We start from the raw sequence: 23,091 nt of genomic DNA on the forward strand, positions 1-23,091 counted from the left end.
GTTCAGTGCGTATTTTTTGTACAAGGGGAGCGTTATGAAAGACTTAAATTTCTTGATAGCAGCAGTCTTGGGGTTATCGGCACCTGCTCATGCCGATCAGGAGTCTGTGGTGACCGTCAGCAAAGATGTCCCAATGGCCGTCAATTCTGTTTCGGCTGGAGAGTCTATTTCGGGAGCGCCGGCTTCAGGAACGGTCACTCGTTCGGGAAAAAGTACCATGACAGTTCGGTTGATCAATTCGTGTTTTGCCACGAATTTGCGTGCAGTTTCCAATCCCTTGGCAAAGAGCTCTTTAATTAATGCCGATATTGAACTCAAAGTCGGAGGCGTCACATATAAACTCTTTGCTGAATATCCTGCGGCTCTTGTGGGTGCCGGAGGCAGTGGCGTGCCAGCTTCGGGGACGGTCTCAAACTTTACCGCCTCTAAAGCGAGTGTGGAGCCGGTCGGGGGAACTGTTGCAGCGTTTGGTAATATCGTCGAGTTCAAAACAAAAATTCCGACATCTGTGACGGTCGATAATGAAGCTACGATCACCATCTCCAAAGATTCTGTTTCTTTAGGAAAGATGTCCTTTCTGCAAAGCGTGCAAGATTGCAGCACGGGACCTGTCTTCGGTGATTATGGTTGGTCCTCAAAAATGCCCACTTATAAATGCGGCAATTTTATGGGAAAGGACGGTGATATCACCGCGACATTTGGTGGCTTTAACGTCGCTCCCGATCGCTCCTTGGTTGAACTTTTCATCAGTTTTCCGGGTGAAACAGGTTTCTGTGGGGGATTTTGGTCACCGTTGATGGTTTTCTTTGATGATAAACTTCCAAAGTTTAATACACTCTCTGATTTTCCTTTGAACCCAGGGGGAAAAGTCTATTGGCCAGATGCCAAGAGTCCTGGATTTTTTCTGGCGATGGACCGCGATCGCAATGGCAAAATTGATCAGAAGGATGAACTTTTTGGAGATAACAACTCCGCCATCAATGGCTTTGAAGCGTTAAAGAAGCTCGACACCAATCATGACGGCCTCATCGACGCCAAAGATAAAGATTTTAAAAGGTTGGTGTTATGGAATGACAAGAATGCTGATGGTATCAGTCAGTCGAAGGAACTAACGGATGCAGGGCTGAAGCTCAGCAAAATTTCATTGAAGTATCGAATGAGCGCCGAAAGTTTAGGAAACGCAGAAATTCGCGAGCGGGCAAAGTTCTGGTACACCGATGCGAAAGGAAAGCAGCGCTCAGGAAATATTTATGACATTTGGCTAGCACCTCATATTCCGACCCAACTTGCGGAATCGAAATAATGAGTTCACAGATCTCAAGTAGATACGTTTCCGAGATTGAGATTTCAGGGCTTGGTTGGATATGTTTTTAATTGAGACGGAAGGATTACTTGATTGATACAAAAGTAAGCCGTTAGTTAGCGTAATTACCTAAAATCGTTTGAAAAGTCCCGTTGTTCCATAAGGTTTGTCGGGATCTTTACCGATAAGTTCTCACAGGAGCCATCGGTATGTTTATGAAAACGAGTAAACAAAAAGGTAACGCAATTCTGCAGGTCCTTACCGCCATCGCGGTGATGAGCATCAGTTTCTATTTTTTATCTGCATACGTTATCTCTCAACGAAGACAAGTAGTTAAAACCAAGAACGTGGTGAATCTTAAGTTCGCAGTGAACAGTGCGATGGACTACGTTGTCTTTGGTATCCGTCAAAAGTACTGCTTTGATAATGGATCACTTCTTCAAAACACAACAAGCTGTGATTGGAACAACCCAGGTAACGTCGAACGTTTGGTGATGTCAGATGAGCAGTTGGCCTCCCTTAAGGGAATGGTGGCTGCTGGTGCGAATATTGGTCCTCATGATTCCAATTTGGATAAATTACGTCTTGATTTCATCGATATGACATTGAATTTTCCGGTGTCGTCAGCCCATCCTTTATTTCCTGTCGTGAATAATTTGAAACGCGTGGTGGACGAGCAAACGGGTAAAGAGATTCCGGTTCAAGGTATTCGTATGTATCTAAGTCGTCCAGCGAACTCGGGTTACTTGCCGAAAGCAGGACGTGAAGTATATGTCTCGGCACAGATTTCATTAATTGATAAAAATAAAAATGTCATCCAGATCGGAAGTGCGCCTCTTGAAGTGCGTGCTCAAATCGCTATTTATCCACGCGAGCTAGGTTCCTTTGCGCTGGTGCTTCCCGGCGACCTTCGCATGGACCGTACGTGGGATTCAGTACCACCGAAAAATGGCGACGTTATTTTCCATAAATTTGCAAACAAAGCGACCATGGGCACAAGCCCCGGCATGATTTTTAAAAGCCCCGTTTTCGTAAACGGTAACATCAATTTACCTGTGGATAGCGGCAATGCTTCTAACTCGAACTATGCTGGCGTAACCTTTGCGGATCGCGTGTACATGGGGAATGGTTGGATTTTAAAACCGGACAACTCTCCTTATAATCCTCCAACTCAGGGTGCACTTCCTGATCGTTATTGGTCAGATTCCCGCGTGTTTGGAGGATTCTTAAGAGGTATAGAAAACGATGGTATGCGTGACTTGGGTCTTGATGTTATGTCGGGGACCGCGAGTGGCTCTTCTGGTACCGAATTCGACCTTAATAAAATTTGCGCTGAACTTAATCAGAAAAGCACGCAACTTGAATCAATGGAGGCGTCTAATATCAAGGCCACGCCTGGAAAGAATCCAGACGACCCTTATCGTGTTGTCCTTACTAATTACAATACGTTTTATCCTCAAAAAAATCAGTTACCAGCTCCAACGACATCAGGGGACTGGAGTACGGGTAAGTGGTCCATTGATAATAAAAATAAAATAACGGGCGCCATCATGAATGTTGAATTTTCATATGGTACAGGTGCTGATGCCCGTTCATTTAGTGTCGACCTTGTTAAGGACGGGAATGTTACAATTTTCCCTCCGGTTCTAAATCCTGCAAGAAAAGCGGCAATTGTTGCGAACTTAAATCAGGCAAATACCGATTATAAGAATGCTAAAAATTCAGACACATCGAATACGGACAGCTTAACTAAACTAAAAAAGAAGTTAAACACCGCAGAATCAGAACTCAGTGATTTGGAAGATCAATTGGATGCAGAACTAGCGAAGCCGGTCGAGCCGGTGGCAGCGCCGTCTCCTTCACCGACGGCCACGGCAACAGTTTCTCCAAGTCCGACGGCGACAGCTACGGCAAGTGCATCACCGACGGCCACTGCGTCAGCGACTGCTTCACCGACTGCTACGGCTACGGCATCGGCGTCTCCGACAGCTACAGCTTCTCCAACTGTAACAGCAACTACAACTGCTACGGTATCACCAACAGTTTCTCCGACCGTGACTCCGCCTCCTGGGGGGTACCAGGATGCTGATAAGATCAAAGACTTAAAGGCACAAATTTCAGCCAAAAAGTCTGAAATTTCTGATTTAAAAAATCAGATCACCGCTGCTGAAACAAATTCGACGAATTATACTAAGGCGATGGCAGACGCCCAGAATAATATTGCGAAGTACACGGCACAGCTTGATGCCTATACGGCATTGGAGAAAAATCCTCCATCATTTGAAATTGACTTGGACAAAGCTTACAGCTGGACAGGAAAAGAATATAAAGACCGTTTGGATGTTTTAATCGGTATCAATAACGGCTTGTACCTTATGAATGCTGCGGGTGTCCGTATTGCTGATTTCTCAATTCGTTTAAAAGGTTACGACGGCACTTACTACAACAGTATCCCGGTCCGTTCAACGGCGGATCCAGCCCATCTGCGTGGTTATTTGAACTACCATATCGGAGCGAGTGGCAATATCACTCGTCCTACCGGTCTTTCATCAACGTCTTCAACGGGTGATACTTCTGAAGATACGGCGGACATGGCTGCGAAGTGTGAAGACTACTATAATATGATTAACTCCCAGTCTTTCGGGGCTGCGAACTGGGGTGTGAGCTTCTCTCCAGGGACAAGAAAGTCATGGAACTTTGCGGGTGATCTAAACGCGACAGCTGCAGATCCAGTGGTTCCAAGCAGAACTTGGACGATGGATGACCAGGACTTCTATGTTCGTTCTATCGTGAAAGACTGTGTGATCACTCCAAAAGCCAACTTCGTTGCGGGTTTCTATACGTGTGACAACTTAACGATCCAGGGTGGTCGTACAAAACCATTGCGCATCATCGGTACCTTTATCATTGGTAAAACTTTGAAAATTGATGAGCAAGCAATTCGAACGGGTATCGTTTGGAGCAGTATCTATTATCCTCAGGCGACACAAGAGCTCAGAGAGCGTGGAATTTTGCATCCTTTGTCCGAGCCTAGTAATATAACGAAATGTGATAATTTGCCGTCACCAATCTGGCATCCAATGCCCTCGATTCAAGAGACAGCGGATCGCATGGCTTGTAACGTGATCAGTTTGCGCGCGAAAGCAGATCCATTTAAGTGGACAGCGGTGGATCCGGATTGTGGTATCCCAGTGGGGGCAACACAAACTGTTCCGACTTGTAAGCGTCGTATTTACCACTACTTCGTTGTCGAGCAGTCTAGGGAAGGTTCAGGACTATGATTAAAAAATCATTTCTCCAACAATCAAAAGGTCAATCCATCGTTGAAGCACTGGTGGCTTTAGGTCTGATCTCAGTGATCGGTCTTGCTTTCACAGGCGGACTGGTGCAGTTACGTAATACTTCGAAATCGAGCTTGCTGGCATCTGCGACAGATCGTCAGGTGTCAGATATTTCCGAGAACATCAAGGCCGGCGTTCAAGACTATCAAGTGAACTTTGACTATGATCCTTCACAGATTGATACGTATCTGGCTTTGAACAATCTGCCCATGCAATGGGATGTGGGCAGAGTTGCAGCAAAAGGGCAGTGTGATACTTGTCAGGGAACTTATGGCTATTTGATTCAACCCTATGAAAAGTATCGTGGTCTTTATTTAGTGACCTTGCGTATGACTCATAAAAGCTGGTTGCCTGAGAAATTTAGAGACTACACATTCGTGGTGAGTGCAAAATGATGATTCGAAATCAAAAGGGTCTATCACTAGCAGAGCTTCTGGTCGGGATAGGGTTATCCGCGGTGGTCATTTCTGTGGTCGTTGCAGTTCAGGTCCAAATCACGAAAGAGCAAACAAAACTGACAAGACAACTGGACGATTCCATTGACCAGAATCTTGCCGAGCGTATTACATTTAAAAATCTGAATGGTGTGGAAGCTTCCTATAACAACATCGTTGTTAAAGACGATAACGGGAACAACTTTTACGACTATTACCCTGACGTTACGGAAAATGTTCTAACAGGCAAGACCGACCGTGATTTCACGTTGATCTATTCTGGCAAAAGAGCATTTTACGTTGTGACCCAGGATATGGGAGCAGGGCCTCTTTTAACTTACGATCCGGTATGGGCGTATATCATCGGTACGGATCCTGGGGATCCTAATAAACCAGCGTCTCTTACTTTTAGTCCCGCGAATAACAGAAAATGGATTTCTAACGAAGCCAATGGCGGACGCCCGGGCTTTTGGAAAGATGGAAATCTATTGATGTACGATACTCCAAGTCGTATTCGTCCTGCACCTGGGGGCGTGATAGATATGAAGATTCCACCACGCAGCCCCATCTATGTAGGTTCAGTTTCCACGGCGGCGGGTGATTCGTTGCAGGGGTTGAATAATGAAGCGGCAAGCTTATTTAAGAATACACAACCGTATAATGGTAAAGTGATTGATAGTTTAGATACGTTTTTGCGTACACTTCCATCCGTGGGTGGGGGGCAAACCATTGTACGTACAAGAGTTATTAAAATCGCAAAATACTATGTTGAAATCGATACCAAGAAAAAGGCCAGTGAATATAAAACAACACCTTTGAATTTATATGTTGCTGACTACAGAAATGGAAAATTCGACAACCCAACGTTGCTTGCAGACGGGGTGGAAAAAATGATTTTCCGCCGCGACTCAGTTTTGAAAAGAATGATTTATTTTAAAATATATAAAGCGGAAAGATTAGACGGACAAAACTAGTATCCGCTTTAGGGGGACGTTATGAAAACAATAGCTATTTTGGGAGGCGCGCTGGTCTTGTTGACTTCCAGTGCTTTCGCAGACCAAAACAACGTTGTGACGGTCAGTAAGGACGTGCCGATGGCCGTCAACTCGGTAAGCGCCGGGGAATCTGTCGTGGGAGCTCCGGCTTCTGGCACAGTCACTCGTTCTGGCCGAGATACGATGACTGTTCGTCTGGTGAATTCATGTTTTGGTACGAATCTTCGTGCTGTGACAAATCCACTGGCTAAAAGCTCTCTTATCACTGCTGATATAAATATCCTGGTCGGTGCCACAAACTATAATCTGGGTGTTGAGTATCCAGCAGTTATCGTAACTCCGGAAGGTACGGGGAATGTCGGTAACGGTAGCGTGGGCAACATTAAAGCCTCTAAGGTAAGAATGAACCCTGCCGGTGGTACAGCCGCGGTTTACGGGAATATCGTTGAATTTAAAACGAAAATCCCAACGGGTGTGACAGTTGATAACCAAGCAAACATCTCCGTTTCAAAATCAAATGTTTCTTTGGGGAATATGAGTTTTGAACAAGAGATCTTGGATTGTAAAACGGGCCCGGTTTTCGGGGACTACGGTTGGTCATCCAAAATGCCAACCTATGGCTGCGGCGACTTCATGGGTAAGGATGGCGCCGTGACTGCCACAATCGGTGGTTTTAACGTTTCTCCAGACCGCTCCACAGTTGAAATCTTCATCAGCTTCCCAGGTGAAACGGGCTTCTGTGGTGGTTACTGGTCGCCACTTATGGTGTTCTTTGATGACAATTTGCCAACGTTTGAAAACGTAAGTTCTTTTCCTCTAAATCCAGGTGGAAAAGTGTATTGGCCGAATGCCAATCACCCGGGATATTTCTTAGCTCTTGACCGCGATAAAAACGGAATGATCGATAAGAAAGACGAGCTTTTTGGTGACAACAACACGGCGATCAATGGTTTTGAATCCTTGAAGAAATTCGATTCCAATAAAGACGGCGTGATCGATGCCAAAGACAAGGAATTTAAACGCTTAGTTCTTTGGAAAGATATCAACGGTGACGGCGTTTCGCAAAAAGGTGAAATGACCAAGGCTGCTTTGAAGTTGGACAAGATTTCTTTGAACTATGAAAATTACGAGGAAGCTCGCGGTAAAAACGCTGAGATCCGCCAACGTGCGAAGTTCTGGTACACCGATGCCAAAGGTAAAAAGAAAACCGGAAACGTTTACGATATTTGGTTCGCACCTTATATCCAAACGAACCTAGCTGATACCAAATAGTTATTTCGCGTTCAGCAAGTCCTGAACGGTTTTCTCTAAAGCCTGTGCTTTCTTAGCGTCAAAGCCGCGAACGAAAGTCACAGGCTTTGTGTTTTTATCGAACACGAAAACTGTGGGAATCGCCACGACATCAAAGGAATTCATAAATTTTCGATCGGGATCTGTAAAGACAGGAAACGGGTAGGGAGATTTCTTTAAATAAGCATCTCGTTCCTTTTCGTTGTCGTCTTCATTCACTGCCAAAACCACTAAGCCTTGGTTCTTATACTTCTTATAAAGAGCTGAATAGTGTGGCAGAGCCTCTTTGCAGGGCTCACACCAAGTCGCCCAGAAATCCACCAGAACGACTTTGCCCTTTAAATCCTCAAAGCGAATCTTGTGTTCGTTAATTGAATGGCCTGGAAGCTTATTGAAGGAAATGTTCAAAGCCGTATCAGCAGCAAAAACTTGAATCGAAATCAAAGAACATAACACCAGGGCTAAGGCACGTAACATAAAACACTAATCCATTTTGTTTAGGTACTTAAGAAGCAGGTCGCGGCCGCGCATTTTTGCTTTTAAGATTGATAGGAAAATAAAGACACCACCGGTTTTGCGATCCAGAAAAATAATTTCCCGTGGTGGAGTTCTAAATGAAAACTGACGGGCAATCTGAAAAACTTTTTTTGACAAGCGTTGCGGCAGATCCGTATTTTTCCAGTCGTAATTACCCTGTTGGTCAATGACTCCCAAAGTGTTGCGAGGATCATTAAACTCAATAAAGGGCTCGACCGTCTCAAAGCAGAAAGCTTCGAACACTGATTTCAATTCAGCACTATCGCCTTCTTTGATAAAGCCCAGTTTTAAAGCTGCTTCCGTGAACATATCCCGATGATTGAACAAGGAGCCTTTCACCATTTGGCGATAAGGAATCAAAAAGGAAGCGTCGTAAACGCGGGTTGCACCGAAATCCAAAAGGATCAGTTGATCATGTCCCTGGGGATCAATGCGAATACGATAGTTACCGCTGTGTGGATCGGTTTGTACCACACCCCATTCAAAAATCTCTTTAAAATACAGATCCAGGAAATTCGTCGCCAAGCGATTCCGACGTTCCTGAGGTAAAGATTGAATCACAGGATCGTCAGCACGAAGTCCGCGCTCAAACGAGGTCGCTAAAATTTTCGGCCCCGAAAATTCACGGAAAACTTTAGGGACGACAAAACGTTTATCTCCCTCCAGGCGGCGGTGATAGTCTTCCGTGGCATCGGCTTCTTGAAGGTAGTCCGTTTCCTGCAGAAGCATCTCGCGAATTTCAGCAAACAAAGAATCCGTATTAAAGTCCTTAGGAATCAGCTTTAAAGTGGACAGCAAGGTTTTAATCGCGCGTAAGTCGCTATCGATGGCTTTATCCACATTGGGATACTGAATTTTTAAAACAATCAGTTCCCCGGTGGCTTTGATTTTTGCGCGATGAACCTGGCCCATGGATGCTGAAGCCAGGGCTTCTTTTTCGATTTCAAGCTGTGCCAATTTCTCAGGTGGCAAAAGTTCCTTTAGGCGCTTCTCGATGGCGGCCCAATTCAGTGAAGGGGAGTCCGACTGCAAGGACTTCAGAAACTCATTCGCCTCCGGCGGCAGAAAGTGCTCCCCATACATGGAAAGCATTTGCCCGGCCTTCATCAGGCTGCCTTTAAGCTGACCCAATTCGGTGCTGATATTGGAGGCTTGGGTTTCTAAGAGCTTTTTCCAATTGGCTTCTTTAAATTCTTTGGATTTTAAAACCGTTGTGACTCCATGCTGCGCCACGGATGCCCCGGTCTGTAGGGTGAGCTTCGCGATAGAAAGACCTCGAGAGAAAACTGAGGACTTAATTTTATGAAGCCCCAGATCTTCTTTCTTGGATGCCTGCGCATCATTATTTTGTTTTTTAGCAGACTTTTTCTCATCCATGCTTCAGAATTTTACCCGTAACTTGATCAATGTTAAACCTTAAATGTCCACGCGCCGCATGAGTGTGTTACTGGGCAAAGAGGATCCCATGGTTATTTTCTGGTTTCGTCGCGATTTAAGGCTGAATGACAATGCAGGCCTCTATCACGCCTTAAAAGAGAACACGGCCGTTCAACCGCTTTTCATTTTTGATTCAGATATCTTAGATAAAATCGAAGATAAGGCCGACGCCCGGGTGTCGTTTATTTACGACACCGTGTCGGATATTAAAGCCTCCCTCCAAGAAAAAGGATCGGACCTTTGGGTGCGCCATGGGAAGCCGCAAGATATCTTTAAAGAGCTCTTTGAAAAAAACAAAATCACGGCAATTTATACGAATGGTGATTATGAACCCTATGCCCGAAAAAGAGATAAAGAGATCGCAAATATTTCTAAATCCTTCGGTGCTGAATTTAAATCGTACAAGGATCAAACTCTTTTTGAAAAAGATGAAATTCTAACTGGTCAAGGTAAGCCCTATACGGTCTATACTCCCTATAAGAATAACGTGTTAAAAAGTCTGACGCCTTTTTACTTGAAGTCTTATCCGAATGATAAGTACGAGTCAGCGTATCTAAAAAGTAAAATGGCAGAAAAGCTTCCGAGTCTAAAAGACCTGGGATTTAAAAGAACTGCTATTCAGTTTCCACCTCTCCAGATTTCGGCAAAGACTCTCAAGAACTATGCAAAAAACAGAGATCTTCCTGCTATGGAAGGTGGAACATCGCACTTGGGCCTGCATCTAAGATTTGGAACGGTCAGTGTTCGCGAACTTGCAAGGGAGGGAAATAAATTTTCCCCAGTGTGGCTCAGCGAATTGATCTGGCGGGATTTCTTTATGCAGATACTTTGGCATTTTCCGGAAGTTGAAAAACGCAGCTTCCGTCCTGAATACGATAAGATCGCTTGGCGCAATTCCAAAGCTGATTTTAAAAAGTGGAGCGAAGGCCAGACCGGGTATCCGCTGGTGGATGCCGGTATGCGCGAGCTCAATGCCACGGGTTTTATGCACAATCGCGTGCGCATGGTGGTCGCAAGCTTTTTATGCAAGCATCTTTTAATTCATTGGTCGGAAGGCGAGAGATACTTTGCCAAAAAGCTTTTAGATTATGATTTGGCTGCCAACAATGGCAACTGGCAATGGGCGGCGGGCTCGGGTTGTGATGCGGCTCCTTATTTCCGAATTTTTAACCCTGAAACCCAGGCGAAAAAGTTTGATCCTGATAATGAGTATATAAAAAAATGGGTGCCGGAGTTTGAAACAGAACAGTATCCTAAACCCATGATTGATCACAACGAAGCTCGTGGTCGTTGTCTGCAGGAATTTACGAAAGCGCTTAAAAAATAAAGGACGTGCCCAGTGAAAATATTGATGACCGGAGCTACAGGCCTGATTGGTAAAGAACTTGGAAAAAAACTTGCAAGCGAAGGACATGAAATCACGGTGATCAGTCGCAGTCTTGCGAAAGCTCGTGAAGTCCTCCCTTTCCCCTGCGAAGTCGTGGTGGGAGATTTAGTTCATGGGAAAATCGAAGATAAACGCCTCGAGCACATCGAAGCAGTGATCAATCTTGTGGGCGAACCCGTGGTCGGCATGCGCTGGTCTGAGGATAAGAAAAAAGCGATCTACCAATCCCGAGTTCTTGCGACCGAAAACCTCATTAAAAGTATCCCGCAAGATGTTCGTGTCTTTGTGGCAGGTTCCGCCATCGGCTATTACGGGAGCTGTGCTGATGCGATTTTAAAAGAAGATCATCCTGCCGGTATGGATTTCCTAAGCGAAGTTTGTAAAGAGTGGGAGCGCGCCTCCAGTCACGCTCCAGGTCGAAAAGTTTTTATTCGCACCAGTATCGTACTGTCAAAGCATGGCGGTGCCTTGGATGAAATGCTCTTCCCTTTTAGGGCGGGTGTTGGCGGTGTTTTAGGTGATGGAAAGCACTGGATGAGCTGGATTCATATCGACGACATTGTTGCGATGTTTGCCGAGGCATTGACGAACAATAGCTACGTCGGTCCTATTAACGGCAGTACTCCGCATCCGGTTACGAACCGGGAGTTTTCTCAAACCTTGGTAGATGCTCTGGGTAAATCGCTAGGCCCAGCCGTACCACCCTTGGCGCTAAAAGCTCTCTTTGGAGAAGCTGCAGAAGTGGTTTTATCTTCTATTCGCGGCAGTGCTGAAAAAGCCATGAGTTTGGGGTTTACATTTCAATATCCCAATCTGCGTAATGCTTTAGAGGAGATCTGTGCTCCCTATAAAGAGGGTGAAGAAATCTTTTACGCAGAACAATTTATTCCGCAACCGCCTGATGAAATCTTTCACTTCTTTAAAGATCCAGGAAACCTGGAAACAATCACACCGCCGAGTTTGAATTTTCATATCGAATCGGTTTCAACCCCGGAAATCGAGCAGGGAACAGTGATTGATTATAAATTAAAGATTCACGGTTTTCCCGCTAAATGGAAAACAGAAATTGACGAATGGAAGCCACCATTTCGCTTCGTGGATAATCAAAAAAAAGGTCCTTATCAGCTATGGCATCACACGCATGAGTTCAGACCGTTTTTAGGCGGCACTCTGATGGTGGACCGAGTCCGCTACCGTTTGCCATTGGGATATATCGGGTGGCTGACTGCAAGTAAGTTTGTCAGAAAAGACGTCGAGGAGATCTTTAAGTACCGCCGCAGTTATATTTCGCGAATGGACACGCCAAGAAAGCCTTAGAAGAATAAAAAAATGCCACCTTCAACGAAGTTCGCCCCAGAAAATCCGGACGGAAAAATGAAAATCCGTCGCGGCGTTTGGGCTATTCTGTGTAAACCTAAAAAATACCTGGTAGCCAGGAAACGTAGCATTGCTTAAAGATATTTAAGAATAATTTGTTTGACCAGAGTTGGTGCTTTCATAGAGCGACCTGGTTGAATTAATTTACGCCGAATCAGCAGCGTCTCGTTTGTTTGAAGATCACGCCTTGGTAGGCCCCTAACGCTCTTTTATATGTTGTTTTTTGCAACTTACACATCTTATTTTATCGGTGAAAAACACCAGAAAATAGAAAAATAAAACCCATGTTATAACTCCTTCATAAAAAGGAGTTTCCTCTATGGATCTATCAAAATTCTCAAACAATGAGCTTGTCGGTCGACTTGAAAGTCTTTGCCACAGTGAACGTAAAATCACGCATTTAATTTTGTGGCATATCGTAGAAATTGAAACTCGAAAACTTTATTTGGAAATGGCGTACGATTCGATGTTTTCTTATCTGACGAAAAAACTTGGTTACAGTGAAGATGCGGCTTATCGTCGAATAAGTGCAGCCCGAGTCTTAAAGAAAGCTCCGGAGATATCTAAAAAAGTGGAAGAAGGTTCGGTGACATTGACTCAATTGGCGCAAGTTCAAAAGTGTCTTAAACAAGAAAAGAAATATGGTGGCGAAGTCACAGAAGCCCGCACCTTGGAAATCGTCGAGCAGATCCAGAATAAATCCAATTTTGAAACTCAAAAAGTTTTGGCAGTTGAATTCAATCAACCGGTTCAAGCGCGTGAAACCTTAAAACCGCAGAAGGATGATTCTGCTCGCTTAGAACTCACTTTTAATTCAGAACAGATGGCGTCGCTTAAACAAGTTAAAGATCTCCTATCTCATGTACTGCCAGATCCGACTTGGGCTGAGCTGATCTCTCACTTAGCGAATAAGCAAATCCAGAAAATATTAGGCAAACAAGATGCGACCGACGCGAAGCTTCTTGGTAGCCAGGTTGCTGTGTAGTCAAAAAAATTTGCAAAAGGCGGAAAAGTCTTTGAATTCCTTTTCCGCCTTTTGAGATTCCGATTAAGAAAAAGGTGTCGATCTTATTTAAACCGTCGCTTCCAGCGGAATGAATTTAAACTGAGTCACATCGACCAAGCCCTTATCCGTAAGTTTCAAGGTCGGAATCACTGGTAGTGCCAAAAATGCCATTTGAATAAAAGGTTCTTCTAAAACCACACCCTGACTTTTAAAGGCAACTTTCAATTTCTCGATACCAGCTTTGATGTTATCTGCACTTTGCAGACTTAAAAGACCCGCGATTGGAAGTTCGACGGATGCCTTCACTTGTCCCTGATCCGCAACGACAAAACCGCCACCTGTGCGAATGATCTCGTTCACGGCCACGCACATATCGCGAAGATTGGTTCCGATCACCATAATATTATGGGAATCGTGGGCTACGGAACTTGCCAGCGCCCCGGATTTTAAACCCGTTCCCTTAACGAATCCCAGTCCCGGTGGAAGGTTTTGACCATAGCGTTCGATATTTGCCATATACAAAACATCATTTTGATCGAACTGCACACCATCATAAAAGCTCTTTACATGCTTCGTTATGATTTCGTTGTGCACGATCTCGATCACGTTATAGTGACCTTGTTTAGTTGGATATTTCAATTGGCTCTCTTTCAAAAGAGAGCGTTTAATCGTATTTTCCATTGGAGGCTGTGAAGCCTGCAATTTTGCCGGAACTTCGTCGTGTAAACGCAGCTCAGAAACAAAGCGACCGCCAATCATCACATCCGTGATTTTCACTTGCGACAGATCACTCAAAAGAACCAAGTCCGCTTTTTTGCCCGGCGCTACAAGTCCCAGACGTTTCAAACCAAAATGTTTCGCAGCGGAATAAGTGGCTAACCGATAAGCGACATGAATCGGCACTTTGTGGGTGTTGATTAATTCCTTAATGATATAATTGATATGACCTTCATGCGCGATCTCAAAGGGGTTGCGATCATCCGTGCAAAGAAGACATTGAGGAGAGGAGAAATCACTCACCAGTGGCGCCAGTGTCTTGAGGTTTTTAGCCACACTGCCTTCGCGAATGATCAGGCCCATTCCTTTTTGCAGTTTTTCTCGGCCCTCTTCCAAGGTGACGGTTTCATGACAATTTTGAATTCCCGCAAGTAAATAAGCATTTAATGCTTTTCCGCGAAGCAGGGGAGCGTGACCATCCAGATTCAGATCAGAAAAGGCTTCCACCTTGTCTAAAACATCTTTGTCGGCATTGATCACGCCTGGAAAATTCATCATTTCAGCCAGTCCCAAAACGGCTGGATGGTCTTTGAGGTGTTTCATCTCGCTTAAAGTAAAATCAGATCCCGTGGTTTCAAATCCAGGTAAAGCTGGCACGCAAGAAGACATCTGCACGAAAAGATTTTGCTTCGTCAGTTCCGCGCACCTTAAAAACCACTCAAAACCACGAGCGCCCAGGACATTCGTGATTTCGTGGGGATCACAGATAGCAGTCGTCGTACCCAGAGGCAAAGTGGCGGCTTCAAATTCAAAAGGCGACATCATCGAAGATTCAATATGCAAATGCCCATCGATAAAACCAGGTGTGATAAAGGCCCCGGCACCATCAATCACGCGCTTTGCTTTCGCATCCTGGTAATCAAGACCGACGCCGACGATATATTCCCCGCCAATGGCGATAGCACTGGGATATGTTTCGCCCGTGATGACGTCTAGAATTTGGATGTTCCGGATTAACACATCCAAAGTTTCATCACCCCGAGCCTGGGCCAGTCTTGTCGGTAATTCAGTGCGGGAAATATTTTGCGTTCTTTTGTTTTGCAAAGACACGGGGAGAGATCTCCTAGTTTTTAGAATTTAATATGGCATCTCGGGTTTTTAAAATTTGCGCAACAATACTAAAGGATATTTCCGCTGGATTATTGCCACCAAAAGTTTCACCCATAGGACAGTAAAATTCTTTGAGCAGGTTTTCAGAAATACCTGCAGACAAAAGATCACTCTCCAGGCGTTTTCGCTTCTGATCGCTCCCGACATTCCCGACATAACTAAAGCGACTGCGATTTTTCATAACCTCAACTAAGACGGGTAAATCCGAAGAATGCCCCATGGTCATGAGTGTGACATAAGAGTTGTCTGGAAGTTTTGCGACTTCGTCTGACAGTTTATCCGTCACCACAGTTTTCAATTTTGAAGATTGGGGCAGGCGGGAAATCCATTCCTCGCGTTGATCAAAGCAAGTGACGTGGCAGTCCAGGAATAAAAGCATTCGAACAAATTCCTGCGAGATATGTCCGGCTCCGAATACGGCGATATGAAAAGGATTTTGCGATTTATGAAGTTCAAAAAAGAAACTTACGACTCCACCGCAGGTCATGCCGATGTCTTTTTGTAAATTCCAATCCACAAAGTGATTCTTATGGTCTTCACGGATCATACGTTGAGCTTCTTTGATGGCAGCAGCTTCTACTTTGCCACCACCCACGGTACCAAACTCCAGTCCATCAAGACTCACCAGGGCTTTTGCACCCACATCCTGAGGAGCAGACCCAATTTGTTTAACCATGGTGACCGCGACAAAGTTTTTTCCTGCTTCTTGCAGTTTTTTATAAGCGCTCAGGAAGGTTTCAAAATTAGGCCCGGTCATAGCGTGAAAGCTCCATCAAAACCACTTCTGGAGTAGCTGGTGAAATGATCTGCGGGATTTTCCCCTGAGCTTTATAGCGAAGAGCATCCTTAATCGCGGTCCAAGCACTAATTCCCAACAAAAATGGTGGCTCGCCCACAGCCTTAGAGCCGTGAATATTTGCCGTATTTCCATTGTTCTCGATGAATTCGACATTAAATACGCGAGGCGTATCTTGCACATTCGGAATTTTATAAGTCGTTGGCGAATGGCTTAATAGTCTTCCGTCTTTATTGTGGTAAAGCTTTTCAGAAGTGACCCAGCCCATGCCTTGCACAAAAGCACCGGTCACTTGCCCGCGATCAATACCGGGATTTAAAGGTCTCCCCAAATCCATCAAGATATCCGTGCGAAGCATTTTGTATTCGCCAGTATAGGTATCGATCTCAACTTCAGTTGCTGCGACCCCATTCGTGAAATACTTAAAAGGTGTGCCTTTGCCCGTGGCTTTGGAATAACCCAAACCTTCGGTTTTAAAGTGAGCATACTCACCCAAACTTACGCGGTTAAAGTAAGCTTTTAAAAGCAATTCCACCCACGAATGCTGCGTCTTAGTCGGCAAATGGGTGACGGTACTGTCTTTGAATTCAAAGTCATCAAATTTAAGAGTCGCCTCATCAAACGCCGGGCACTCCGCGATATCGTCCATCGGAGCCTTGGCCAATACTTGTTGAAAGACCCAAGCTAAACGCTTGCGAATCCCCATGGCCGCTTTTAAGGCGGCGGCCCCATTGATATCGGCACCACTGGATGCAGCCGTCGGTGAAGTATTGTGATTTTTCTCAGTCGAGGTCGCCATCACGCGCACTTGCTCTGCGGGAATTCCAAAGCAGTGTGCAACGATTTGTTGGATCTTGGTGTTTACACCCTGACCCATTTCGGTCGCACCCGTTGAAACCTGCACGGTTCCATCTTTGTGTACATTCACCGAAGCGTTGCCTTGATTTAAGAAGCGCGCAGTAAAGGCAATCCCAAACTTAGTCGCTGAAACAGACAGGCCGCGAATTTTCCCTTGAGAGTTTTTATTAAACTCATCAATCGCCAGACGTCTCTTATCGTAATCACAGTCTTTACGCAGACGAGTGAAGAGCTCTGTGAGGGGAGTGTTTTCAAGCTTTTGTCCATAGTGAGTGGTATTGCGAGTGTGTTCCTGGTAACAATTTCTCTCGCGAATTAACAGGGCATCAATCTTTAAGTGAGCGGCCATTTCCTCAATAATGCTTTCAATGGTCATCGTTCCTTGCGGACCACCGAAACCACGGAAGGCGGTATTAGAGTACATGTTGGTGCGAACGACATGACCTTCAATGAAAGCATTGGGCAAATAGTAAGCGCCATCGATGTGAAACAAAGCGCGATCTAAAATAGAACTAGACAGATCGGCATAGGCTCCACCATCCGCATAAAGATGACATTTAAGTCCCAAGATCATTCCTTGGTCATCAAAAGCCACATCCCAAAAGTTTTTAAACGGATGACGTTTGCCAGTCATCGCCATGTCGTCGTCTTTTGACAATATTAAGCGCGCAGGACGATTCATTTTTTGCGCGACTAAAGCAGCCATTGCTGCAAAAGGAGCGGCCTGACTTTCCTTGCCACCAAAGCCTCCACCCATGCGTTTCACCACGCAGACGACTTGATGAAGTGAAAGTCCCAAGGCTTCCGCCACCAGATGTTGAGTTTCCGTGGGATGTTGAGAACTGGAATGAACTTCGATCTGGCCATCCTCTAATGGGTAAGCGATACAAGCCTGAGATTCCAAATAGAAATGCTCCTGGCCACCACACTCAAAAATTCCACTTAATCTGTGGGGCGCTGAAGTCATCGCTGTATCCACGTCGCCGCATTTCATCGGTCCCGCGTGATACATGAAATCTTTCTTTTCAATACCAGCATCAATGGTTAAAACCGCATCGGCGTTTTCAATATCAAAAGTGATCAACTGACGGGCTTGTAAAAGTTGGTCGTAATTTGTTCCGACCAAAATCATTGCCGGCTCTTCGTAATAACCAATTTTGCTTTCAACCAAAATAGGTTGCTCGACGACGATCGTGCCCCAGGTATTGTGATGCAAATCCTTAGCTGTAAAAGCCGCAAGAACTCCCGGGGATTTCAAAGCTTTTTCATAATGGATGGCTTTAAGTGTTCCCGCCGCAGCAGGCACACCCACGGGCAGGACCAAGACCTCTCCGTGTTGCATAAGTCGATCATCAATAAAAACACTGGTGCCACTGACATGGCCTAAAGAGGAATCATGCGGGATGTTTTTTCCTATGGACATAAAACCTCCAGTGGTGACGACAACTCGGTCTTCATTTCATGGAAACATTTTTTAAACAGATTTTCCGTCACCAGGTGGCGATACTCGGCACTGGCGCGCAGATCTGAAATCGGCTTAATCGATCCGGAAGCCAAAGCCCCCGCCGCAGCAAAGGTCATTTCGTTAAAGGATTTGCCGAGAAAATGAGCTTCAACGGAAGGCATACGCGTAACGGTAGGGCCCACGCCCCCCATCGCGACACGAGCTTCAGAAATATGAGATCCATCTAACTTTAAAACCACAGCACAAGTAACCGCGGAAATATCCAAATCTTTACGCAACGAAACTTTGAAATAGCGATGCAGATAGTTGCCTTTAAGGGTTGGAACGAAAATGCCTGTGGCGATTTCATCTTCTGCTTTATCAAAGACCTTATAGCCCTGGTAGTAGTCATTTAGTTTTACCGTGCGTGCGCCACGAGTCGACTGCAGTTGGATTTCCGCATCCAACACCATCAGTGCCGGAATACTATCACCAATCGGGGAGCCATTCAGAATATTGCCCAGCAACGTGCCCTGGTTTTTGATCTGCGGAGATGCAAAGATATGCAAAAGACGTTTTAGTTCCGGGTGAGCGGATTTAACAAAATTCTCAACATCGGTCAGTGAAGCCATGGCGCCAATCAAGATTCCATGGGTCGAGCCGTTAACTGTATGGACGCCTGAAATTTTATTAAGAACCAAAATCTCCTGCAAAAAGGTTCTAGCCTTATTTACTAAAACACCCAGATCTGTGGCGCCAGCGACCAAGCGCACTTGTTTGGACATAGCTTTAATCTGCAAGGCCTCAGACAGCGTCGCAGGCATATAAAGTTTTTTATTTTCGGAAGTAATCTCAACTCCAGCGTCGATTTCAGATTGGAAGTGAGTCGTTAAGGCTGAAGTTAAATAGCGGGTCGTCAAAGACTCCCATTTATTTAAATCCAAATTCGTTGCTGCTTTTAAGATCGGCTCATAGCCCGTGCAACGACATAAATTTCCAGTCAGGTAATTGCGTGCCTTTTTCTCGGTGACTTCTTGTTTGGACTCTTTGCAGTCCTCTGCCAGTTGAGCCATCGAGCACACCATTCCCGGTGTACAAAAGCCACACTGGCCCCCATGGAATTCGCGCATTTTATTTTGCACTTCACTTAAAGACTCCGCATGCTTCATGCCTTCAACAGTCACGATGCAAGAAAGATCAAAAAGATAAACGGGAGCGATACAGGAATTAATTGCGCGCAAGGGAGTCCAACCGTCTTGACGTAAAGTCGCAGTGACAACGGTGCAGGCCCCGCAGTCGCCTTCAGCGCAAACAACCTTCGTTCCGGGCTTATGAAGAGTATTACGTAAGAATTGAGCAAGGGGCTGAAAAGCCTCTTCGCCGGAGACTTTTATCGTCTCGCCATTGACGTTTACTATAAGATGATTTCTTTTTGCTATTTGACCCATCCTATAGGCGTCTCATGGATTTTGTGAGGTAGCAAGTAGTCTGAAGTATCTAACGAGGCAGAGCGTAAAGAAAAAGGCCCTCCATGGGAGAGCCTTTTTTAATTTATTGCAATAGTGGGGACTAAATTAGTGGCGAACGATATCTGTCGCAGTTTCTTTAGCCACTTCATTCAAGCAATCAGCAAAGAATTTGCAAACCATGAACAGGTGAATTTGTTCATCTTGCTCAAGGGCTGGTTCCAAATCTGGAGACATGAAAAGCTCTTCGATCATATAGTTTACAAGCTCAGGTTGGCCTTCGGCTTTTGCGCGCTCTTGAATTTGCGTGATCATCTCGTCGTTCATTTGCAGGTAAGATTCCATTTCTGGTTCTGCTTTTTCAAAACGAGCCACAACTTCATCTTCAGTGATCGGGCGAAGTTTTTTATATTTTTCTTCAAAGGCGCGGTTCAAGATCAACGCCATCATGAAACCCAAGTCTTGAGCGCTCTCAGACATGTCTTCGATGAATTCCATGAAAAACCCACCCAAATCTGGTTGCACGTCAAATAGGTGCTCGGACGCTTTTTCCAAATCTGCTTCAGTGGTCATGCCGCAGATCACGTCGATAGAATCTTGTACAACTTCAAATGGGATTTTTTCCATGCTATTCCTCTTACTTGTGTTTACTATGGCAGAGGATACAGGGGAGATCGGCACGATGCAATTCTTTAAGACATTAGTTATGATGCTGTTTACGACGCTGGGCTTCTGCTTTTACACTGGGGCATTGGCCGCAGAGACGCTTTCTGAAGACCTTTTCACTCACAAAATTCAGCCCCTTTTTGACAATCGCTGCCTGGCTTGTCACAGCTGTTTCAATGCCCCTTGTCAGCTGAATCTTCAAAACTTTGATGGCTTTGCCCGGGGAGCAAATAAATTCAACGTCTATGATGGCACTCGCAGTAAGAGCGTTGAGCCCTCGCGCATCTGGATCGATGCAAAATCCACCAAAGAGTGGCGTGCGAAGGGGTTTTTCACGGTTCATAATTCCATCGAACCTGAGAAAAATATCTTTTTTCAAGTGCTGAATTTGCGAGCAATTAATACGTCTTCTGTTAAAGCGCAGGTGCATGAGAGCCAAGTCTGCGCAGCCAACAGCGAAGAGTTAAATGCCATGAAATCGGCCCAACCGCAGCTGGGGATGCCTTATGGTCTGCCGGCTTTGCACGAAGGGGAGCTTGAAACTATCAAAGCTTGGATTTCCAAAGGGGCCCCGGGGCCAAGTATGGATGCGGATAAAAAAGCCCATTCCATTCCTACGAAACTGCAGCCTCAGGTGGAAATTTGGGAAAAGTATTTCAATCAAAATGAACTGAAGCAAAAACTGGTCAGTCGTTATCTTTTCGAACATCTTTTCTTGGCCCACATTTACTTTCCAGAGGAACCGCGAACATTTTTACGCCTGATTCGTTCTAAAAATCCGTGTAATAAACCCGACGAAATTGCCACGCGCAGACCCAATGACGATCCGGGCGTTAAAAAATTTTATTACTGTTTCGTGAAATTTCCGGGCACGATCGTTTCAAAAACGCATTTACCTTACGAATTATCCCACCAAAAGCTGGCGCGCTTTAAAGAGCTATTTGATCAAAAGTGGGATGTGCAAACCTTGCCGTCCTATGAATCCGGAGTGGCGGAAAATCCTTTCGTCGCCTTTCAAGATATTCCTGTGAAGCTTCGTTATCAGTTTTTACTTGACGATGCTCAATACCACGTTGCGACCTTTATTAAAGGGCCTGTATGTAATGGCACCATGGCTGTTAATTCCATTCAAGAGCAGTTCTATACGTTTTTCTTAAATCCTGATTCTGACAATATGGTTCTTTCCAGGGACTATGAAAAGCAAGCCGCCCCTCTGTTGGCACTCCCTGGAAAATTTGGCTCTGATGTGGAGTTTACGTCGGCGCCAATAGACTTAAAACGTATCACTGATTATCGTGAGGCCTATCGACTGCTTCGCAGTAAAGAGCTTATTAAAAATCGTCCAGACGGTTATACCCTGAATGATATCTGGAATGGTGATGAGAAAAATAATAACGCCGCATTGACTATTTTCCGTCATGACCAAAATGCCGTGGTGATGAAGGGGGCGGTTGGTGATCTTTCAAAAACTGTTTTCGTTCTGGATTATCCACTTTTTGAAAGATTGGTTTATAACCTGGTCGTGAATTTTGATGTTTTCGGAAATCTCGGGCACCAGCTTCTGACTCGAGTATACATGGATATGATTCGAATGGAGGCCGAAGAGTTGTTCTTAAGATTTTTACCTCCCGAAGAGCGACTTCAATACCGTCGCACCTGGTATCAAGGAATTTTGACTAGCGCAAAAATGGAATATATTTTTCCTCCGGTAGGGGCTGGGGAGCCCACGGGAGTTCGCTTCACCAAGGGCACGCAAACCAAGCGGCAAATGGTTGAAAAAATACTTTTTTATCGTATGAATGAAAAAGTGCGAGGTGAGATTGATGACATTAACTGGAAGAAAGTCACTCCGCCAGCAAGTTCAGGTCTTAAAGTAAATGCCACGGGACTCAACAAAGAATTCCGGAAAATATCTTCCATCGCTGCAGAAAGCAGCTCTCCCTTTGCGCGCTATTTTCCTGATGTGGCCTTTGTGATGGTTAAAGGAAAAGACCAAACTCGAGTCTTTTCACTCATTCATAATAAAGAGCATGAAAATGTCTCTTGGATCACAGCCGAGTCCTTACGCATGTCTCCGAAAGAAGATACTCTCACTGTGCGAGAGGGTTACTGGGCTTATTATCCGAATATGATTTTCCAAGTGCCAGAAAAGGAATTGCCGGCATTTACATCTTTCATCACGCGTATAAAAAATGAACAAGGCTATGAAGCCCTGGTAGACAAGTGGGGAGTGCGTCGACAAAATCCTCATTTCTGGAGTGCCTACGATGAACTACAAAAAGTGTATCTGGATTACGACAGAATAAACGCCGGCTACATCGACCTAACCCGCTACTCCCTCTAGGGTGCCAGGTCCTGTTTCTGTATGCGCTGCAGAACTACTGGCACTTAGAACACAGCCCGAAAAAATCCAAGCGGTGAGAGACTTGTTTGTAACCCATTTTCTCCACCATTTGGATGTGCTGATCCAAATCGCAGATATGCAAAGGTTCCACGCGCTGGCAGTTACGGCAAATCACGTGATGATGATGATGGCCCGATTCCAGTGTCAGCTCAAAACGAGCCACGCCGTCGCCAAACTCCAAACGTGAAACGAGCAAAGTCTCTTCGAATTTTTTTAGAATGCGATAAATTGTAACCAGATCTACACCGGCGTCTTTGCCGCCCAGTTTTTTAAAGATCTCGTCCGCAGAAATAGGTTCAGGATGATGCAAAAGAATTTTAAGCATCTGACTGCGTTGCTGGGTCAGTTTCATGCCCGCTTTGCGCACTCTTTCTTCAAGAGTATCGATATCGATATTTTTACGTTCCTGACTGCATTTATTCACCGGGCCAAGATAGCTGATTTGTGTCCACAAAGCCAGCCC

General features: G+C 45.1%; 17 protein-coding genes. 9 read left to right on the forward strand and 8 right to left on the reverse strand.

What is annotated here, in order from left to right; translation table 11 throughout:
- The first annotated feature begins 34 nt into the window (after positions 1-34).
- From HW988_RS08355 to HW988_RS08375, 5 genes are all read left to right on the forward strand, one after another.
- Positions 35-1,303, forward strand: coding sequence for an EF-hand domain-containing protein (locus HW988_RS08355; protein ID WP_181607157.1), 1,269 nt, complete (start codon positions 35-37; stop codon positions 1,301-1,303).
- Positions 1,304-1,518: 215 nt separating this feature from the next.
- Positions 1,519-4,584 carry a hypothetical protein gene (locus tag HW988_RS08360; protein ID WP_181607159.1) on the forward strand — a complete coding sequence of 1,022 codons (3,066 nt, stop codon included), beginning with the start codon at positions 1,519-1,521 and terminating at the stop codon, positions 4,582-4,584.
- Positions 4,581-5,039, forward strand: coding sequence for a hypothetical protein (locus HW988_RS08365; protein ID WP_181607161.1), 459 nt, complete (start codon positions 4,581-4,583; stop codon positions 5,037-5,039). The genes HW988_RS08360 and HW988_RS08365 overlap by 4 nt, the downstream gene beginning before the upstream one ends.
- Complete coding sequence (locus tag HW988_RS08370; protein ID WP_181607163.1) at positions 5,036-6,052, forward strand: hypothetical protein; 1,017 nt, start codon at positions 5,036-5,038, stop codon at positions 6,050-6,052. Before HW988_RS08365 ends, HW988_RS08370 begins: the two co-directional genes overlap by 4 nt.
- A gap of 21 nt (positions 6,053-6,073) precedes the next feature.
- Entirely contained in the window at positions 6,074-7,345 is a 1,272-nt protein-coding gene (locus HW988_RS08375; protein WP_181607165.1) for an EF-hand domain-containing protein, read from the forward strand.
- On the opposite strand, the gene HW988_RS08380 is transcribed toward HW988_RS08375, so the two are convergent.
- Positions 7,346-7,840 (reverse strand): TlpA disulfide reductase family protein, encoded by a 495-nt coding sequence (locus tag HW988_RS08380; protein WP_181607167.1) that lies wholly within the window; start codon positions 7,838-7,840, stop codon positions 7,346-7,348.
- Between the two features lie 6 nt (positions 7,841-7,846).
- Positions 7,847-9,277: an AarF/ABC1/UbiB kinase family protein gene (locus HW988_RS08385; RefSeq protein ID WP_181607168.1), complete on the reverse strand. Its 1,431-nt coding sequence runs from the start codon at positions 9,275-9,277 to the stop codon at positions 7,847-7,849.
- Between the two features lie 88 nt (positions 9,278-9,365).
- On the opposite strand from HW988_RS08385, the gene HW988_RS08390 reads away from it, so the two are divergent.
- The 3 genes from HW988_RS08390 (at position 9,366) to HW988_RS08400 (ending at position 13,086) form a co-directional block, all read left to right on the forward strand.
- On the forward strand, positions 9,366-10,664 hold the full coding sequence (locus HW988_RS08390; protein WP_220128833.1) for a deoxyribodipyrimidine photo-lyase: 1,299 nt from the start codon (positions 9,366-9,368) through the stop codon (positions 10,662-10,664).
- A gap of 12 nt (positions 10,665-10,676) precedes the next feature.
- Positions 10,677-12,041 (forward strand): TIGR01777 family oxidoreductase, encoded by a 1,365-nt coding sequence (locus HW988_RS08395; RefSeq protein WP_181607172.1) that lies wholly within the window; start codon positions 10,677-10,679, stop codon positions 12,039-12,041.
- A gap of 379 nt (positions 12,042-12,420) precedes the next feature.
- Entirely contained in the window at positions 12,421-13,086 is a 666-nt protein-coding gene (locus HW988_RS08400) for a hypothetical protein (protein ID WP_181607173.1), read from the forward strand.
- 87 nt (positions 13,087-13,173) lie between these two features.
- Here the strand turns inward: HW988_RS08400 and adeD are convergent, their stop codons facing one another.
- The 5 genes from adeD to HW988_RS08425 all read right to left on the reverse strand — a co-directional run bounded on the left by adeD (position 13,174) and on the right by HW988_RS08425 (position 20,185).
- Complete coding sequence (adeD, locus tag HW988_RS08405; RefSeq protein ID WP_181607174.1) at positions 13,174-14,934, reverse strand: adenine deaminase; 1,761 nt, start codon at positions 14,932-14,934, stop codon at positions 13,174-13,176.
- Between the two features lie 13 nt (positions 14,935-14,947).
- On the reverse strand, positions 14,948-15,751 hold the full coding sequence (gene xdhC / locus HW988_RS08410; protein ID WP_181607176.1) for a xanthine dehydrogenase accessory protein XdhC: 804 nt from the start codon (positions 15,749-15,751) through the stop codon (positions 14,948-14,950).
- Positions 15,738-18,071 carry a xanthine dehydrogenase molybdopterin binding subunit gene (locus HW988_RS08415; RefSeq protein ID WP_181607177.1) on the reverse strand — a complete coding sequence of 778 codons (2,334 nt, stop codon included), beginning with the start codon at positions 18,069-18,071 and terminating at the stop codon, positions 15,738-15,740. Before HW988_RS08415 ends, xdhC begins: the two co-directional genes overlap by 14 nt.
- Positions 18,062-19,540, reverse strand: a complete 1,479-nt coding sequence (locus tag HW988_RS08420) for a xanthine dehydrogenase small subunit (protein WP_181607178.1) — start codon at positions 19,538-19,540, stop codon at positions 18,062-18,064. The genes HW988_RS08415 and HW988_RS08420 overlap by 10 nt, the downstream gene beginning before the upstream one ends.
- Positions 19,541-19,666: 126 nt before the next feature.
- On the reverse strand, positions 19,667-20,185 hold the full coding sequence (locus tag HW988_RS08425; protein WP_142700040.1) for a hypothetical protein: 519 nt from the start codon (positions 20,183-20,185) through the stop codon (positions 19,667-19,669).
- On the opposite strand from HW988_RS08425, the gene HW988_RS08430 reads away from it, so the two are divergent.
- Positions 20,184-22,568, forward strand: a complete 2,385-nt coding sequence (locus HW988_RS08430) for a fatty acid cis/trans isomerase (RefSeq protein WP_181607179.1) — start codon at positions 20,184-20,186, stop codon at positions 22,566-22,568. The two genes, HW988_RS08425 and HW988_RS08430, sit on opposite strands and share 2 nt — an antisense overlap.
- 34 nt (positions 22,569-22,602) lie before the next feature.
- Here HW988_RS08430 and HW988_RS08435 read toward each other — a convergent pair whose 3' ends face one another.
- Positions 22,603-23,082, reverse strand: coding sequence for a Fur family transcriptional regulator (locus tag HW988_RS08435; RefSeq protein WP_255490278.1), 480 nt, complete (start codon positions 23,080-23,082; stop codon positions 22,603-22,605).
- Between the last annotated feature and the right edge of the window lie 9 nt (positions 23,083-23,091).

It is taken from the genome of Bdellovibrio sp. KM01 (genome assembly GCF_013752535.1).
Lineage (GTDB): Bacteria > Bdellovibrionota > Bdellovibrionia > Bdellovibrionales > Bdellovibrionaceae > Bdellovibrio.

Excerpts from the sequence above, each read along its gene's own strand:
- HW988_RS08380 (WP_181607167.1), bottom strand. The coding sequence starts at position 7,840 with ATGTTACGTGCCTTAGCCCTGGTGTTATGTTCTTTGATTTCGATTCAA.
- HW988_RS08355 (WP_181607157.1), top strand. The coding sequence starts at position 35 with ATGAAAGACTTAAATTTCTTGATAGCAGCAGTCTTGGGGTTATCGGCA.
- HW988_RS08385 (WP_181607168.1), bottom strand. The coding sequence starts at position 9,277 with ATGGATGAGAAAAAGTCTGCTAAAAAACAAAATAATGATGCGCAGGCA.
- HW988_RS08430 (WP_181607179.1), top strand. The coding sequence starts at position 20,184 with ATGCTATTCCTCTTACTTGTGTTTACTATGGCAGAGGATACAGGGGAG.
- HW988_RS08390 (WP_220128833.1), top strand. The coding sequence starts at position 9,366 with ATGGTTATTTTCTGGTTTCGTCGCGATTTAAGGCTGAATGACAATGCA.
- HW988_RS08415 (WP_181607177.1), bottom strand. The coding sequence starts at position 18,071 with ATGTCCATAGGAAAAAACATCCCGCATGATTCCTCTTTAGGCCATGTC.
- HW988_RS08370 (WP_181607163.1), top strand. The coding sequence starts at position 5,036 with ATGATGATTCGAAATCAAAAGGGTCTATCACTAGCAGAGCTTCTGGTC.
- HW988_RS08365 (WP_181607161.1), top strand. The coding sequence starts at position 4,581 with ATGATTAAAAAATCATTTCTCCAACAATCAAAAGGTCAATCCATCGTT.
- HW988_RS08420 (WP_181607178.1), bottom strand. The coding sequence starts at position 19,540 with ATGGGTCAAATAGCAAAAAGAAATCATCTTATAGTAAACGTCAATGGC.
- HW988_RS08360 (WP_181607159.1), top strand. The coding sequence starts at position 1,519 with ATGAAAACGAGTAAACAAAAAGGTAACGCAATTCTGCAGGTCCTTACC.
- HW988_RS08425 (WP_142700040.1), bottom strand. The coding sequence starts at position 20,185 with ATGGAAAAAATCCCATTTGAAGTTGTACAAGATTCTATCGACGTGATC.
- HW988_RS08400 (WP_181607173.1), top strand. The coding sequence starts at position 12,421 with ATGGATCTATCAAAATTCTCAAACAATGAGCTTGTCGGTCGACTTGAA.
- xdhC (WP_181607176.1), bottom strand. The coding sequence starts at position 15,751 with ATGACCGGGCCTAATTTTGAAACCTTCCTGAGCGCTTATAAAAAACTG.
- HW988_RS08375 (WP_181607165.1), top strand. The coding sequence starts at position 6,074 with ATGAAAACAATAGCTATTTTGGGAGGCGCGCTGGTCTTGTTGACTTCC.